The organism is Arthrobacter russicus, assembly GCF_031454135.1.
In the GTDB taxonomy this organism is placed as follows: Bacteria; Actinomycetota; Actinomycetes; order Actinomycetales; family Micrococcaceae; genus Renibacterium; species Renibacterium russicum.
In genome coordinates this window covers 3,331,297-3,347,067 of sequence record NZ_JAVDQF010000001.1, presented here as the reverse complement: position 1 = coordinate 3,347,067, position 15,771 = coordinate 3,331,297, and the positions used below count along the sequence as shown (strand labels likewise).

The window sequence follows — 15,771 nt, the reverse complement described above, 5'->3', positions numbered from 1 at the left end:
TCGGAGCCAGCCGAATGGCCGCGGCCGAGGTTCTGGCCGCACTGCGAGAATGGAAGCATGACAATCGCCCGGTCCGTGCTCTTGTTCGCCCTTGCCGCGCTCGCCGAAATCGGTGGCGCCTGGCTCGTCTGGCAAGCCGTCCGCGAAGGCAAAGCCTGGTGGTGGGCCGGGCTCGGGGTGATCGCGCTCGGTGCCTACGGCTTCATCGCGACGCTGCAACCGGACGCCTCTTTCGGCCGGATCCTGGCGGCCTACGGCGGGGTGTTCGTGGCCGGGTCGCTGGCCTGGGGCATGGTCTTCGACAAATTCAAACCCGACCGTTGGGACCTGATCGGCGCCACCATCTGCCTGCTCGGCGTCGCGGTGATCATGTTCGCGCCCAGATCGGCCGGCTGACCAGATCTGCCGGCTGACCGAATCCGGCAGTTGACCGCAACGGCCCGGGCCAGCCGAGACTGCCGGGCCGTTGCGGTGCGGGCTAGCTGAGGTAACCGCCGCGGCCGGCGAAGTATTCAGCGGCCGGGACTTCGGTGCCGTCGTCGAGCCGGAGCCGTTTGAGGATCACGGCGGGATTCCGCCCGCGCCAAGCATCCGGACCGGCCACCACCACGACGCCGCCCTCCGCCTCGATGCTGAACCGCCCCGGGGTGCCGCCGAAACGGCCCCGGGAAACGTCGGCTTCGAGGATCCGCAACCGCTTGCCTCCGTGGAACGCGAAAGCGTTCGGGTAGGGATCGGATTGCGCCCGGACCAGACGCTCGATGGCGTCCGCGGGCCAGGTCCAATCGATGTGGCTGTCCTGCTCAGCGCGTTTGTGGAAGTAGCTCGCCTGGGACAAGTCCTGCTCGATGGTCTGCGCAGTGCCGTCTTCCAGACTGTCCAGGGCATTGAGCACCAGTGGCGCGATCACGTCGATGGTGCGGTGGAAAAGGTCGACCGTGCGGTCTTTCGGCCCCACCGGAACGGATTGCTGCCCGATCACCGGGCCGGTGTCCAATCCCTCGTCCATCAAGTGCGCGGTTACTCCGACGTGCGAGTCGCCATTGATCAAGGCCCAGATCAACGGCGAAAAACCGGCATATTTGGGCAGCAGCGAATCATGGATGTTCAGGGTGCCCAAGCGCGGCGCGTTGTAGATTTCGGCCGGCAGCCAGGTGCGCCAGTTGTTCGCCACGATGATGTCCGCATTCGCCGCGCGCACGGCATCGAGCAAAGCGGCGTCCGGTCGCTTGGCGATGTGCACCGGCACGTCGTGCTGCCGGGCCAGCTCTTCCACCGAGTCGGACCACATTTGCTCGTAGGGGTTGTCGCTGGGCGGATGGGTGACCGCCAAAACCACTTCGTGCCGCGATTCGAGCACCGCGGAAAGCGTCCGGTGCCCCCAGGTCTGGTAACCGAAGGTGATGACCCGCATCATGCTCCCTGATCGACGAGGGCGCCGCGGCGCTCACGCAGGGCCAGCACCGAGTTGAGCAACTCGCCGCCGCGCACTGCGACGTTCGAGAGCAACGTCGAGGTCAGGCCGTGTGTGGCTTCGGTCGGACCCTGTACGAAGAGCCCGGTCATCGGCTCGCCGTCCAGGAGCAATTGGTAATCCCTGGCGAACCCCGGGGCCCCGGCGGCCGGGATGCCGACGCCGCGCAGCAGGCCGCTGACCCCGTCCGAGGTGAAGCCGGTGGCGCAGACCACGGCGTCGTAGCGCAGGTTTTCGGCTTGGCCTTTGATCCGGTCGTGCAAAGTCACGGAGACCGCGGCGTCGCTTTCCACCGCTTCGAGGACTTCGGTCCCCGGCCGGAAGACCAGCCGGCGCGGGCCCTGCACCTTTTCCTGGTATTCGATCGCGTACAGCTCGTTGATCAATTCCAGGTCGACGCAGGAGTAGTTGGTGCTGCGGTGCCGGGCAATCAGTTCGGAGCGGACGCCGTCCGGGGCGAAGTAGAAGTCGTCCACTGCGGAAGGATCGAAGACCCGGTTGGCGAAGGGGCTGTCGTCTGCCGGGCTGAAGCCGAAGCTGTTGAACGCGGATTCGACCACGGCCTGCGGATAGCTCCGGTGCAGGTGCTGCACCACTTCGGCCGCACTCTGCCCGCTGCCGAGCACCAGGAAGCGGTTCTCGGAGACTTTGCCGATCCCTTCGAGGTGTTCGAGCAGACGGTGGTTGTGGAACAGCCGGCGCCCGGCGGTGGCCCAGCTCGGCAGCTTTTCGGTCAGACCGGTGGCAGCGATGACGGTACGGGCGAAGTATTCTTCGGCGCCGTCCGGCCCGGTGGCGGTCACCCGGTAGCGGGCTCCGCCGGCCGAGGACTCACCCAACGGTTCGATTTCGGTCACCGTGCGCTGGTACTGGACTGCGGATTCAATCGACGCAGCCACCCAATTGAGGTAGTCGGAGAACTCGATCCGGGATGGGAAGAAGGTCTGGTGGTTGATGAAATCGATCAAGCGCCCGGCTTGTTGCAGATAGTTCACGAAGGTGAACCGGCTCCGGGGATTGCGCAGGGTGGCAAGATCCTTGAGATAGGAAATCTGCATCGTGGAACCACTCAGCAACATGCCCGGGTGCCAGGCGAACGCCGGCTTCTGCTCCAGGAAAACCGCGGAGATCCGGTCCCCTGCCGCTAGACTCTCGTTGTGTTCGTCGACCGCGGTCGCGAACGCCAAATTGGACGGGCCCATACCGACCCCTACGACATCAAAAACCTCGTGCGGCAAAAGAGATCCTCTTTTCGAAATGGTGCTTGCCGCCAGACGACGCGCTACATCAAGCGGCTGTCAACCGACTGTTTTTTGGCAAGCCTTATCTAAGTAAGGTAATGCTATCCTATGTTGATTGCCTTGGGGATCGGTCTGGTCCCGGCAGAGCAGGAGCACTGAATCTACATGCACGGCGATTTCATCGAATTCGGCCTTTCAGAACCGGCCGGAACAGCCTCGTTCTGGCAGCAGGCGCGGGCCCGCGCCCCGTTCTTCGCCCGGACCGACGACGGCTGGCAGGCATTGTTCCTGCAGCCTGGAGAAGACGAAGTATTGCTCCGCTTCGACGACCGGGCCGAGCCGGTGCCGATGCAGCTGCATCCCGGCCAGGGCCTGGGCGGATTCCGATTCGCGGTGATCGGATTCCCGGCGCCGTTCCGGGTGAGTTACGGTTTCGAGTCCGCGGACGCCCCGGGCGGCATCGCGGATCCGCTCAATCCGGACGGCGCCGGCCCGATGCGTTCCATCGCAGCAACCCCGGATGCTGCCGGGCAACCGTTCTGGCCGCAGCATGCCGCCGATGCGCTGCTGCCGCTGCCGCCGATCCGGCTGCGCTGGAACAGCGGACTGCTGGGCGCCCGGCGTACCGTCCGGATGCAATCCATCGGCCCGGAGGCTGCAGCCTCCGGAGCAGTGGTGTTCCTGCTCGACGGCGACGATTGGATCTACCTGCATCCGGCCGGAATGGCTTTCGAAGCAGCACACCGGGCCGGTGAGCTGCCTCCCTGCACCCTGGTTTTCCTGCCTTCGCCCGCCGGGGACCGCCGCCGCGAAGAACTCGCGCTGAACCCGTTGTTCTGGCAAGCCGTGCGGGACGAGCTGCTCCCACTCGTGGCGGAACAGCTCGGCCGCCCGGTCGATCCGGCCTCGACGGTACTGGCCGGGCAGAGCTATGGCGGGCTCGCCGCGCTCTTCGCCGCCGTGACCATGCCGGAGGTCTTCCGCTTCGCGGCCTGCCAGTCCGGTTCCTTCTGGTACCCGGCACCGGCCGACGGCGATCCCCTGGCCGGCCCGGCCGGCGGTGCACTGGGTGAGCTGATCAAGGCCCAGGCAGACGACCCATCGGCGATCCCCGACCTCTCCGGAGTCACGCTGGCGTTCGACGTCGGGCAGCATGAAGGCCGGATGCTGGAACACCAGGCCGAAGTGCGCCGTCTGCTCCAGGCGCGCGGCGCCACGGTGCGGTCCGAGCTTTCCGCGGCCGGGCACGACCGGTCGAGCTGGCGGTCCGCCCTGCTCCGCGACGTCGCCTGGTTGCTGAATCGCGCCGACTAACCCCCCGGCGTTCCCATCGAGTGGCCAGATCCGCATCCTAAATCCCTGGCATAACCTGCAGATCTGGCCGCTCGACATTAGTTGGCGGCGTCGATCTGCGCGGCGAGCGCAGCCGGGGTCCGCAAGCCGAACAGATCCTTGATGCTCACCACCTCGCCGAATTCCGCACGCAGCAGTCCGATCAGCCGGATCGCGATCATCGAGTAGCCGCCCAGGCCGAAGAAATCGTCCTCCAGCCGGACCTCGTCGTCATCGAGGCCGAGCACCTCGGCGAACGCTTCGCAGACGATCTGCTCGGTCTCCGTGCCCGGAACGGTCCGTTGCAAGCCGAGCAGCGTGCCGATCGGTTGCGCCGCAGGCAACGCCCGGACGTCCAGCTTTCCGTTGACGGTCAGCGGCAAACTGTCCAGCACCGCGTAATGGCTCGGCAGCATGTAGTCCGGCAAGGCCGCGGAAAGATGTGCCACCAAGCCGGCCAACTCCTGGCCCGGATCCTCCGCCGTGGCTTGGCGCAGCCCGACGAAGGCATGCAGCCGCTTCTGCTGCGTCGCCGGGTCGGTTTCCACGGTAACCGCGGCAAAGGCCACCGCCGGGTAACCGGCGATCACGGCCTCGATTTCGCCCGGTTCCACCCGGTAGCCGCGGATCTTCACCTGGTCGTCGGTCCGGCCCAAGTAATCGATATTGCCGTCCGGCCGGCGCCGGACCAGGTCCCCGGTGCGGTACATCCGCTCCCCCGGCCGGAACGGGCAGGCCACGAACCGGGACGCGGTCATGCCCGGCAGGCCCAGGTAGCCCCGGGCCAAACCGACGCCGGAGACGTACAATTCCCCGGGCACCGAATCCGGCACCGGGCGGAGCCATTCGTCGAGCACGTAGACGTCGGTGTTGTCGATCGGCGTGCCGACCACCGGATCGGCGCAATCAAAGGTTCCGACGCCCAGCGTGTTGATGGTGTACTCCGTGGGACCGTACAGGTTGTAGCCGACCACCTTCGGATGTTCGGCCAGCTGCGTCCACAGCTGCGCGGAGACCGCTTCGCCCCCGAGCAGCACCAGTGCAGGCTGGTGTTTCGCCCCGGCAGCATCGTGCTCCTCCAGCAAGCCCTCGGAAACCAGCTGCTGCGCGAAGGTCGGCGTGACATTGATGACGTCGATCTGCTCGCGCTGCAGGTAGTCGGCCAGGGCCGCCGGATCGCGACGCAGATTTTCGTCACAGATGTGCACTTCATGTCCGTCGGCGAGCCACAGCAGCTCCTCCCAGGACATGTCGAAAGCGAAGGACACGGTGTGCGCGATCCGGAACCTCCGGTGGCCGGCCGCGGCCAGCACCGGTTCGAAGATCCGGCGCTGATGGTTCAGCAGCATATTGGTCAATCCGGCATACTCGACCACCACGCCCTTGGGCTTCCCGGTGGAACCGGAGGTGTAGATCGTGTAGGCGCTGTGCCGCAGCCGGTGGACGTTGCCGGGTTCGAAGCCGGCCAGGTCCGCCTCGGTGCCGAACCCGGCATCGGCGGCTTCCGACCCGCCGACCAGGAGCTGCGGGAACCCGGGAACCCGGGGCGCCACGGCCGGCACAGTGAGCACCGCCGTCGGCCGGGCATCCTGCAGGATCGCGGCCAGGCGTTCATCGGGGTGGTCCAATTCCAGCGGTACGTAACCGGCTCCGCAGCGCAGTACCGCGAACAACGCCACGATCGAATCCAGCGAACGCGGAACCGCGATCGCCACCGAGGTCTCCGGGCCGACGCCGTGTTCCGCCAGCCGCCGCGCCAACTGCACGCTGCGGGCCTGCAGCTCGCCGAAACTCATCGCCGCGTCGCCGCAGACCAGAGCCCGTTCGTCCCGGCGGACCGCCACCGCCCGATCGAAGAGCTCCGGGATGCTCAGCGCCGGGAACTCCCGGGCTTGCTGCGCCGGCGGACGTCCAGTCCGTCCGATCGCGCCGATCCGCGCCCCGGGACCCGCAGCGCAAAACTGCTGCAGGATCTCCACGAACCGGTCGACGAGTTCCTCGGCCCGGCCGGCTCCGGTGAGCTCCGGGCGGTACTCCAAGGTGATCCGCAGTTCGGTCCCGGGCAGCACCACCCAGGTGAACGGGAAGTGCGTGGCGTCCTCGGACTCCGAGTCGACGATGCCGTGCTGCGCGAAGAGTTCCGCCGAAGCTTCGCCGTCCAAGAAGTTCTGCAGCACGAACAGATTGTCGAACAGTTGCTCGTGTCCGCTGAGCCGCTGGATCTCGCCGAGTTCGAGGTACTCGTAGGGCATCGCCTCGATCCGTTCTGCTTGCACTGCGGTCAAGTACTCGTCCAGGCTCATTGCCGCTTCGGCTCGGACCCGTTGCGGAATCGTGTTGAGCAGGACTCCGACGGCGCCGGAATAGTCCGCGCCGGCCTCTGCCGGATCGGTGCGTCCGGCAACGGTGAGGCCGAACGCCACGTCCTGGCTGCCGCTGTACTCGCCGAGCAACAACGCGAAGCCGCCACTGAGCACCGAGTTGAGCGTGACCCCGTGCTTCCGGGCCAGTTGCTTGAGCTGCTCGCTCTGCTCCGCACCGATCGTCCGGACCACTTTCTCCGGGGCCCGGCTGGCCGACGCCGGCACGCGTTCTCCGGCGAGCAGCGTCGGCGCTGGCAGATCCGCCAGACGGTCGGACCAGAACTCTTCTGCGGCTGAAGCGTCCTTCGCCTCGATGGCTTGGATGTATTCGGCGAAACCCGGGCCAGGCTCGGATGCCCCGGCTTCGGTTCCGGTCAACGCGCTCTGATACGCCGCGAACAGATCGCGGAGCACCAGCTGGTGCGACCAGCCGTCCCAGAGCAGCAGATGGTTGCTCAGCAGCAGCCCATCCGCTCCGGAAGGCATCCGGAACACGGCCAACCGGATCAACGGCGGCTGCAGCAGGTCGAAACCGCGCGCCCGGTCGTCGGCCCGGTACTCCGCCACCCGTTCCGCGGCGACCGCCTCGGACTCGTTGCGCAGATCCAGCACCTCGATCGGCACCGCGGCCGGGGAACCGTCCGCGGAACCGAAGAACTGCACGATTCGCCCGACCGTTTCAGGCTCCCCGGATTCCGCAGTGCGGAACCCGGCCGCCAGCAGCGGGTGTTGGCCGAGCAGGGCGGCTCCGGCCCGGGCCAGTGCCGCGATGTCGAGTTCCCGGTCGAAGGCGAAGTAGTTCTGCGCCAGGTACTGCCCAGGTTCGGTGGCCATTTGCGCCTGGAAGTACAGCCCGCGCTGCAACGGCGCGAGCGGCAGTTGCTGTTCACCGGCGGGAGTCGAAGCCGCCTCGGCCAACTGGGCCAAGGCCGCCAGCCAGGCTTCGCTGATCCGCAGTCCCAAGTCCAAGGACACGGCCCCGGCGAAGGTGAAGCCGGTACGCAGGATCTCGCCCCGTCCCCCGGCTTCGGCCCAGGTGTTGACTTCCACCGCATAGCCGGTTTTCGCGGTCGGGTCGGCAGGCAGCTGGATCACCCCGGACTCGGTGCCGCGGCCCAGGTAGTTCAACAGGATCTGCGGTGCGGCTTTGGCCGCCAGCCGGGGCGCGGTCTGCGGATTCAGATAGCGCAGCATGCCGAAGCCCAGACTCCGCCGATCCGAAAGCTGCAAGCCGGCCGCTTCCCGGGCCGCCGCCAACGGATCGCCGGCCGGCGCCAATTTCAGCGGCGCGATCGCGGTGAACCAGCCGACCAAGTGCGAAAAATCAGTCCCGTCGTCGATCGCGGTGCGGCCGTGCCGCTCCAGCTCGATGCTCAGCTCGGTGGGCTCTGCCTGCACCGCGGTGAGCGCCGCGCGCAAAGCTCCGCAAAGCAGTTCGGTGAGGCCCAGACCGGTACGCTGCGGCAGTCGGACGAGCAACGCGGCGCTGGCTTCCTCCGGCAGGTCGACGTCGAGATTCCAGGTGCCGGCCGCCGGCGCTTGGAACTCCGGCAGCAGGGCCGGCGCGTCGAGCATGTCGAGCCAATGCGGCAGATCGGCCAAGAACTCGCGCCGCTGCGCCGCTTGATTGAGGCGCTCCGCATAACCGCGGTAGGACACCGGAGGCGCGGCGACGGTCCCGCCGTCGAGCAGCCGGTGCAGATCCTCCAGCAAGATGATCCAGGACACCGCGTCCATGACCAGATGATGCACCACGACGACCAAGGTCCCCGGCGCAGCGCCCCGGTCGATCCAGACGAATTGGGTCATCTCGCCGTGCTCCGGACGCATTCTCCGGGCTGCGGCCTCGGCCACCCGCTGCAGCTCGCCGGCTTCCCAGGCCGGGCTGACCTGCAGCCGCGGTTCGGCCGCTTGCTCGCTGATCTCCAAAGACCAGAGATCGGCGGGTTCGGTGCTCAGCCGGGTGCGCAACACCGGGTGGCTGTGCAGCAGGCTGCGCAGCGCGCCGCGCAATTGCGGCTCGCTGGTGTTCCCAGGCAGTTCCACCGCCCGGGCCAGCACGAAGTTGGCCAACGCCGAGCCGCCCGGCGCGGCAACCGGTTCCAGCTCGCGCCAGCGGTGCATGATCGGGGTCAGCGGCACGGAACCCCAATCCGCCGGACCCGGATTCCCGCTTCCGGCGGCGAATCCAGCAGCAGCCGGATCCGCAGTTCCGACCGGCAGCTTCGCCGCGATCCGGGCCGGCGTCTTGAGCAGGAAGACTTCGCTCGGAGTCAAGGCGATGCCGGCGGCCCGGGCCTGGTTGACCACGGATATCGCCACGATGCTGTCGCCGCCGCGGGCGAAGAAGTCGGTATCCGCCTCGACGTCCTCGGTTCCGAGTGCCTTGCGGAAAATTCCGATCAGGACGGCCAACGGCGCGCCGGCCCCCACCGGTTCGCTCGGCCCGGCCGGGGCCACAGGCTGTTGGCCGGTACTGAAGATGCTTTCCGCCAGACGTTTCCGGTCACGTTTGTTGTTGACCGTGAGCGGGAGTGCGTCGAAGGCTTCGAAACGCTGCGGCACCATGTGTGCCGGCAGTCGTCCGGCCATCCGGGCACGCAACGCCTCGAGCCGGGGCCCGCGCTCGGCGATTCCGACGACGTCGGGGTCAAAGAGCACGCAGGCGGCCAGCTGCTCCTGCCCGGCGGACACCACCAAGACGCAGTCGAGCACCTCGGCGGCATCCCGGGCCGCGGCCTCGATCTCGCCCAGCTCCACCCGGAATCCGTGCAACTGGATTTGATCGTCCACCCGGCCCAGGAACTGGAGCTCTCCGGATTCGGTCAACCGGACCAGATCGCCGGTGTTGTACAGCCGTGATCCGTCCGCGGCGAACGGATTGGGCACGAATCGGGTCGCAGTCAACGATGGACGCCGCCAGTAGCCGCGGGCCACTTGGACACTGCCGAGGTAGAGCACCCCGGCGGCTCCCGGCGCCACCGGCTGCAGCTTTTCGTCCAAAAGGTAGAGCTCGGTGCCCGGGATTCCGCCGCCGAGCGTCACCGGCGCACCGTCGAGCAGCTGCCCGGCATCCAGGATCCGGTAGCTGATGTTCACAGCGTTCTCGGTCAACCCGTACATGTTCACCAGGCTCGGCTGCCCGCTGCCCCGGCCGCCCGTGCCGTAGCGTTCGGCCCAGGGCCGCAACCGCTCGCTGGCCACGGCTTCGCCGCCGAAGAAGATGTACTTCAGCGCGAAGTCGCCCGGCAGCGGCTCCTGCTGGTCGGCTTCGATGAAACGGTAGAGCGCCGAGGGACTCTGCACCAATACGGTCACCCGCTCTTCCAGAACCAGACGGCGGAAGTCCACCGGGGACCGGGTCAGCGCGTAATCCGGGATCAGGAGCTCGGCGCCGCGGGCCAATGCGCCCCACATTTCCCACACCGAGACATCGAAGCCGAAGGAATGGAACAAGGTCCAGACATCATCGGCGCCATAGTCGAAGAGCTCCCCGGCGCTGGCGAGCATGGTGACCACCGAACGGTGCTCCACCAATACCCCCTTGGGCCGACCGGTGGAGCCGGAGGTGTAGATCAAGTACGCGGGTTTGCGCCATTGCACCGGCTTCGGTTCCGTGCCGGCTTCCGGTGCCCCCGCATCGGGATCGGTTTCCCGGACGATGTTTTCGATCAGCAGAACCTCGGTGGCCGCCAAGGCCGCTTGCTCCGCCGGATCGGAGCCGGACGCCACCGCGAGGTCCAGCAACCGCCGGATCCGCGCCTGCTGCCCGGCGGTGGTCAAAACCACGCGCGGTTTGGCGTCACCGAGGATGAATGCGAGCCGTTCGTCCGGATGGGCCAGGTCCAAGGGGACCGATGCAGCCTCGGCGCTGACCACCCCGATAAGCGCCGCGATCTGTTCCAACGACCGTTCTGCGGCCACTGCGGCGAACTCGCCGGGACGCAGTCCGGCCCTGCGAAGTGCGGTTGCGATCCGCCGCTTCTGCTCCGCCAACTCGGCATAGCTCAGCGTTTCCGCAGACCGCTCGGCCGCGGAGTGCTGGCCGAAACGGCACATCCGCAACGCGGTTTTGCCCGGATACTGGGCGGCTGCTCGATCGAAGAGATCCGCCAAGGTCGCCGGTTCCGGTGCCGCCAACGGTGCGATCCGGGCGTTCAAATCCATCGCGGATCCGAGCTGCGCAGCAGCGCTGCCGGAACCCGCGGGCCTGGATTCCGAGCTGCTGAATTCCTCAGCAGCGAGCTCGGCCGCCAGTTCATTCCGGCCGATCCGGTGCAGCACATCAGCAAAGTCCGCCAAGGCCTCGGCAGCTTCGGCTCCGCTGACCGCTGCGGCGTCGTAGATCAGCTTCACGGCGAGTTCCAGGCCCGCGCCGGAAGGCTTCTGCCGCGGCATCACGGCGAGCGTCATCGGGTAATGCGGGGCACCCTCGCCATCGATCGCAGTGATCCGCAGCGGGTCGCCGGGCCGGCCCAATCCGGCGGGGTCCGCGGACAGGTCGAACACCACCAAGGTGTCGAACAGGGTTCCCAACCCGGCATCGCGCTGGATCGTGCCCAGCGACTCGTGCTGGTGCGGCCGGACCGCGTCGTGCTGGCGGCGCATCCGGGCCAGCGCTTCGCCCAAGCTGATCCCGGCACCGCCGGATTCCGGTTCCGGAACGAAGGAGCTGCGCACCGGAACAGTGTTGATGAACAATCCGACCATCTCCGCAATGCCGGTGACATCCGCCTCCCGGCCGGAGACCGTGGAGCCGAAGACCACATCCGGCCGCTGCAGGAGTTTGGCCATCGCCAGCCCCCAGGCAGTGTGCACGGCAACGCTGAGCGTGCTGCCGGATTCCCGCAGCACAGCCTCCAGCGCAGCGGCATCGCCGAAGTCGAGGCCCATTTCGGCGAACGATTCGGAAGGCACGTGCCCCGGGCGGACCAGGCTCGGTTGCCGCAAGCCGGCCAATTGCTCACGCCACACCGAAGCAGACCGTTCGCCGTCTTGCTCCTGCAACCACGCCAGGTACGCCGCATAGCCGGCCACCGGACGGAGCACGCTGCCCGGCCGGTGGTATTCCGCCAACAGGGCATCGAGCATCGTCGGCACCGACCAGCCGTCCGCGATGATGTGATGCACGGTCTGCACCAGGACGTGCTCCTCCGCGGCGGTCCGGATCAGGGTGTAGCGGATCAGCGGGGCGACGGCCAGGTCGAATCCGGTCAGTCGGTCCTGCGCCGCGAAGGCCGCGACCGCCGCGGCGGGATCCGGCTCGGCGCTGAAGTCCAGGCTCTGCAACTGCGGGTCCACCCCGCGTTCCAGCACCGAAAGCAGCCGGCCGTCGGCCAGGCTGGCGAACCGCGCGGCGAGGTTCGGGAAGATCTCGTAGAGCCGGCCGGCCGCTGCGGAGATCCGCTGCGGATCGCACGGACCCTGCAGGGTGATGATCTGCTGCTCCACATACTGTCCGGCGGAATCCGCATCGAACACGGAGTGGAAATACAGCCCCTGCTGCAGCGGGGAAAGCGGGAGCAGGTCCAGCAACCGGGGGCCGTCGAACTGGTCCACCTGGTCTTGGCTCAGCCCGATCAACGGGAAGTCGCTGCTGGAGTGCCCGCCGGCCTCAGCCGCCTCGGCCAGACCGGCCAATTGCCGCAACGCGCTCTGCCAATAGCCGGCGATGGTTTCGATGTCCGTGTGGCTGAACAACCCGTCCGGCCAGGAGATCACGGTGCTCAACTCGTGTTCCCCGGTACTGCCGGGTTCCGCGATCGCATTGAATTCCAGCGCCCGGGGCAGCTCCATCGAAGGATCCCGCCGTTCGCCCAATTGACCGGAGTTGCTGCGCAGCCGCCAGCCCTTCGCGGCGTTCTTGGCTGCGCCGTCGGGTCCACCGGCATGCGTCGAGCTGCCGAACCGGCCGAGGTAATTGAACAGCACCTGGCAGTCGGGGCGGGACTCGAGACGATTCCCCTGCTCCGCCAAATAGCGGCCGACGCCCCAGGACAAGCCCTGGTTCGGCACCGCAGCCAGCTGGTCTTTGACCCGTTTCAGCGCGGCGACCAGCGCCTCGGTTCCGGGTTCCGCGTCGTGGCTTCCGGGATCGACGACGACCGGGAACAGCGTGGTGAACCAGCCGATGGTCCGGGACAGGTCCGCTTCCCGGCCCAGGAAGGGCACCAGGGCGCGGTTTTCCCGACCATGGCCTTCCAGCTCGATGTGTGCGAAAGTCTGCCCTTGGCCCAGGTGCTTGCGCCATCGTGCCAGGGCCAGGGACAGCGCGGTCAGCAGCACCTCGTTGACCGAGGTGTGGAAGGCCGAAGGCACCTCGCCCAGCAAGGCCGCCGTGGTAGCCGGATCCACGGTCACGGTGTGCTGCTTTTCTTCGGCCACGGTCTGCCCGGACAAAGCCGCCCGGGCGATCAGTTGGTCTTCGCCCGGGAGCGGCGCGTTCCAGTAGCCGTCATCCGCCCCGAAGGCCTCGGTCGCAGCGGCTTCGAGCGTCTCGGTCCAGGTCTTCATGGACATCCCGGTTTCCGGGAGCCGGATCGGCTCGCCCGCCGCGAACTGCTGCCAAGCCTGTTCCAGGTCGTCCAGCAGGATCCGCCAGGAAACACCGTCGACCACGAGGTGGTGCACGACCACCAGCAGCCGGTGCTGTTCCGGGAACCAGACCGCTTGCAGCATCGTCCCGGCATCCGGGTCGAGCCGGGCGATGGCCGCCTCGGTCTCGGCGCGCAATGCGCTGTCTTCCAGCTCCGCCGCCGATTCGGCGCCCTCGGCTCCGGCGCGCCGGCCGGCACTCTGCCACCAGCCCTTCCGCGGCTCTGCCGCGGGTTGCGGAATCTCGAAGCCCCAGGGCCGCTTGCGGAGCAATTTCGCCCGGAGCATCGGGTGCCGTTCGATGATCGCGCCGAGGATCGCATCCAGGCCTGCGGCACTGAGTTCCGCCGGGGCATCAAAGAGCACCGACTGCACGAACCCGTCCACCCGGCCGGACCGCTCGCCGAGCCAGCGCACGATAGGCAGGCCGCCGACCTGCCCGGTGCCGGCGTCGGGCCCTTCCCCGGAATCCGTGGGCAGTGTCGCCGCAGCGGCGATGCCGCGGACCGTCCGCCGGGCGAAGATGTCGGTCACCGTGATCTGCAGACCGCCGCGGCGCAGGGCGCTGAGCAGCGAGATCGCCAGAATGCTGTCGCCGCCGAGGTCGAAGAAATCCTGCTCCAGGCCGACTGCGGGCAACTGCAGCACCTCGGCGACCTGCTCGCGGACCAGCTGCTCGGCCCGGTCGGTGGTCTGTTCCAGATCCGCTGGGGCTTCCGCAGCCGGTTCCGGCAACGCCCGCCGGTCGAGTTTGCCGTTCGCGGTCAACGGGAACTCCTCGAGCACCACGAGGTGGGTCGGAATCATGTATTCCGGCATTTGGTTGCGGCACCAGGCCTTGACTTCGGCCGGATCCAGACCGCTGCCGGTCGCCGGCAGCAGGTACCCGACCAGGTAGCTGCCACCGCGGCTGTTCTGTTTGGCCACCACGCAGCTCTGCCGGATTCCCGGATGCAGTGCGAGATTGGACTCGACCTCCTCCAGTTCCAAGCGCATGCCGCGGATTTTCACCTGGTTGTCCGCACGGCCCAGGAATTCCAGCGAACCGTCCGGGGCGAATCGGGCCAAGTCTCCGGTGCGGTAGAGCCGGGATCCCGGTGCGCCGAAGGGATTGGCCACGAAGCGGCCCGCGGTCAGGGCCGGCGCATTGACGTATCCGCGGCCCAGCAGGAAACCTCCGGCATAGAGCTCGCCGCCCACGCCGACCGGGACCGGTCGCAATTTGCGGTCCAGGACATAAAGCTCGGTGTTCGGATTCGCCTTGCCGATCGAGGTCGACAACCGTTCCGCTGCGCCCCGGTAAATCACATGCGAGACGCCGATTGTCGCCTCGGCCGGTCCGTAGCCGTGGTACATCGGAATGTCGAGCTGGTTCCGGAACCGGTCGTACAGGTCCCGGGTGAGCAACTCCCCACCGCACCAGACATGGCGGAGGCTGCGCAGTTCGTCGCCGTCCTGCGCCATTTCCAGCAGCACATCGAGCATCGAGGACACCAGGTAGGCGAAGGTGACTCCGTGCCGGTGGATCAGCCCGAGCAGATAGCCGGGATCGCGTTCCCCGCCCGGTTTGGCGATCACCAGCCGGCCGCCGGTGACCAACGGCAGGAAGACTTCGTTGATCGAAATGTCGAAGGCCAGAGGCGCTTTGAACAGCGCCGCATCATCGCTGCCGAAGTGCAGGATTTCGGCTGATTGCCACAGCATCCGTTCGGAAATCGCCTCATGCCGGATCATCGCGCCCTTGGGGCGGCCGGTGGATCCGGAGGTGAAGATGACGTAGGCCAGGGCCGGGCCGGGGATGCTCAGCTCGGGAAGTTCCGTCGACTGGTCGCCGAACTTCCAGTCGTCCAGCGCCAGGTCCACAGCTTCGGGTTCGACGACGTCGGGTCCGACCAGCGCAGGCTCGGCGGGCCGGCGCGCGCCAGGTGCGCTCAGTTGCAGCACGGCCCCGGCATCCGCGGTCACCAGGGCCCGGCGTTCCGCAGGCCATTCCGGGTCGAGCGGGACGAAGGCGGCACCGGACTTCAGGATCCCGAGCAGCGCCACCACCATTTCCGCGCTGCGCGGCAGGGACACCGCAACCACATTTTCCGCTTCGATGCCGCGGCCCAGCAGGAAGTGCGCAAGCTGGTTCGAACGTTCGGACAATTCGCGGTAGCTCAGGCTCCGCTCCCCGTCCAGCACCGCGACGGCGTCCGGCCGAAGCTGCGCTTGTTCCTGCACCAACTGCACCAGGGTGGGCCGCTCCCGCGGCCGCGCGGTGTCATTCCAAGCGGCCAGTGCGGCCAGCCGGTCCAGGTCATCGGCGACGTCCAGGGTGCCCAGTCGGCGGTCGGGGAAGTCGGTGATGCTCTGGATCAGGGTTTCCGGCACGGCCAGTCCGTCCGGGGTGCCCAACCGCCACCGGGCACCGTCCGCCTGCCCGGCCGCCTCGAGCTGCAGAGTCCAGCGCTGCCCGCCGATGCTGACCGCTCCGGAGCCGGCGTCCACCGCGAAATGCTCGGCGAGCTGCCCGGCGAGTTCGGCCAGTTCGGTGTGCGGGGCCAGCCGGAGCTGCAGGATTTCGCCGTCGGCGGCTTCCACCACGGCGGAGAACTCGGGCGCGGCCGCAGCGGCCGATTGCGCGGACGCCCAATAGGCGGCGGCCACGGTCACCGTCGCAGCCAGCACCGGATCGGCATGGTCGCCGAGTCCCGCGGCCATCTCCGAGATCTGTGGTGCCGAGATGGCCGGGGCGCCTTGCAGGGCTGAGCTCGTAGTCTCCATC

General features: G+C 67.8%; 5 protein-coding genes. 2 read left to right on the top strand and 3 right to left on the bottom strand.

Translation table 11 applies throughout. The features are described 5' to 3' along the window. The first annotated feature begins 57 nt into the window (after positions 1-57). Entirely contained in the window at positions 58-396 is a 339-nt protein-coding gene (locus tag JOE69_RS15690; RefSeq protein ID WP_309800275.1) for a YnfA family protein, read from the top strand. A gap of 82 nt (positions 397-478) precedes the next feature. Here the strand turns inward: JOE69_RS15690 and JOE69_RS15685 are convergent, their stop codons facing one another. Together JOE69_RS15685 and JOE69_RS15680 are read right to left on the bottom strand one after the other, a co-directional pair. Beyond that, complete coding sequence (locus JOE69_RS15685; RefSeq protein ID WP_309800273.1) at positions 479-1,414, bottom strand: methionyl-tRNA formyltransferase; 936 nt, start codon at positions 1,412-1,414, stop codon at positions 479-481. Next, on the bottom strand, positions 1,414-2,712 hold the full coding sequence (locus tag JOE69_RS15680; protein WP_309800270.1) for a lysine N(6)-hydroxylase/L-ornithine N(5)-oxygenase family protein: 1,299 nt from the start codon (positions 2,710-2,712) through the stop codon (positions 1,414-1,416). Before JOE69_RS15680 ends, JOE69_RS15685 begins: the two co-directional genes overlap by 1 nt. A gap of 168 nt (positions 2,713-2,880) precedes the next feature. Here JOE69_RS15680 and JOE69_RS15675 point away from each other — a divergent pair, with 168 nt between their 5' ends. Next, positions 2,881-4,029, top strand: a complete 1,149-nt coding sequence (locus JOE69_RS15675; RefSeq protein WP_309800268.1) for an alpha/beta hydrolase-fold protein — start codon at positions 2,881-2,883, stop codon at positions 4,027-4,029. Between the two features lie 77 nt (positions 4,030-4,106). Here the strand turns inward: JOE69_RS15675 and JOE69_RS15670 are convergent, their stop codons facing one another. Beyond that, positions 4,107-15,770: a non-ribosomal peptide synthetase gene (locus JOE69_RS15670; RefSeq protein WP_309800266.1), complete on the bottom strand. Its 11,664-nt coding sequence runs from the start codon at positions 15,768-15,770 to the stop codon at positions 4,107-4,109. Position 15,771 lies beyond the last annotated feature (1 nt).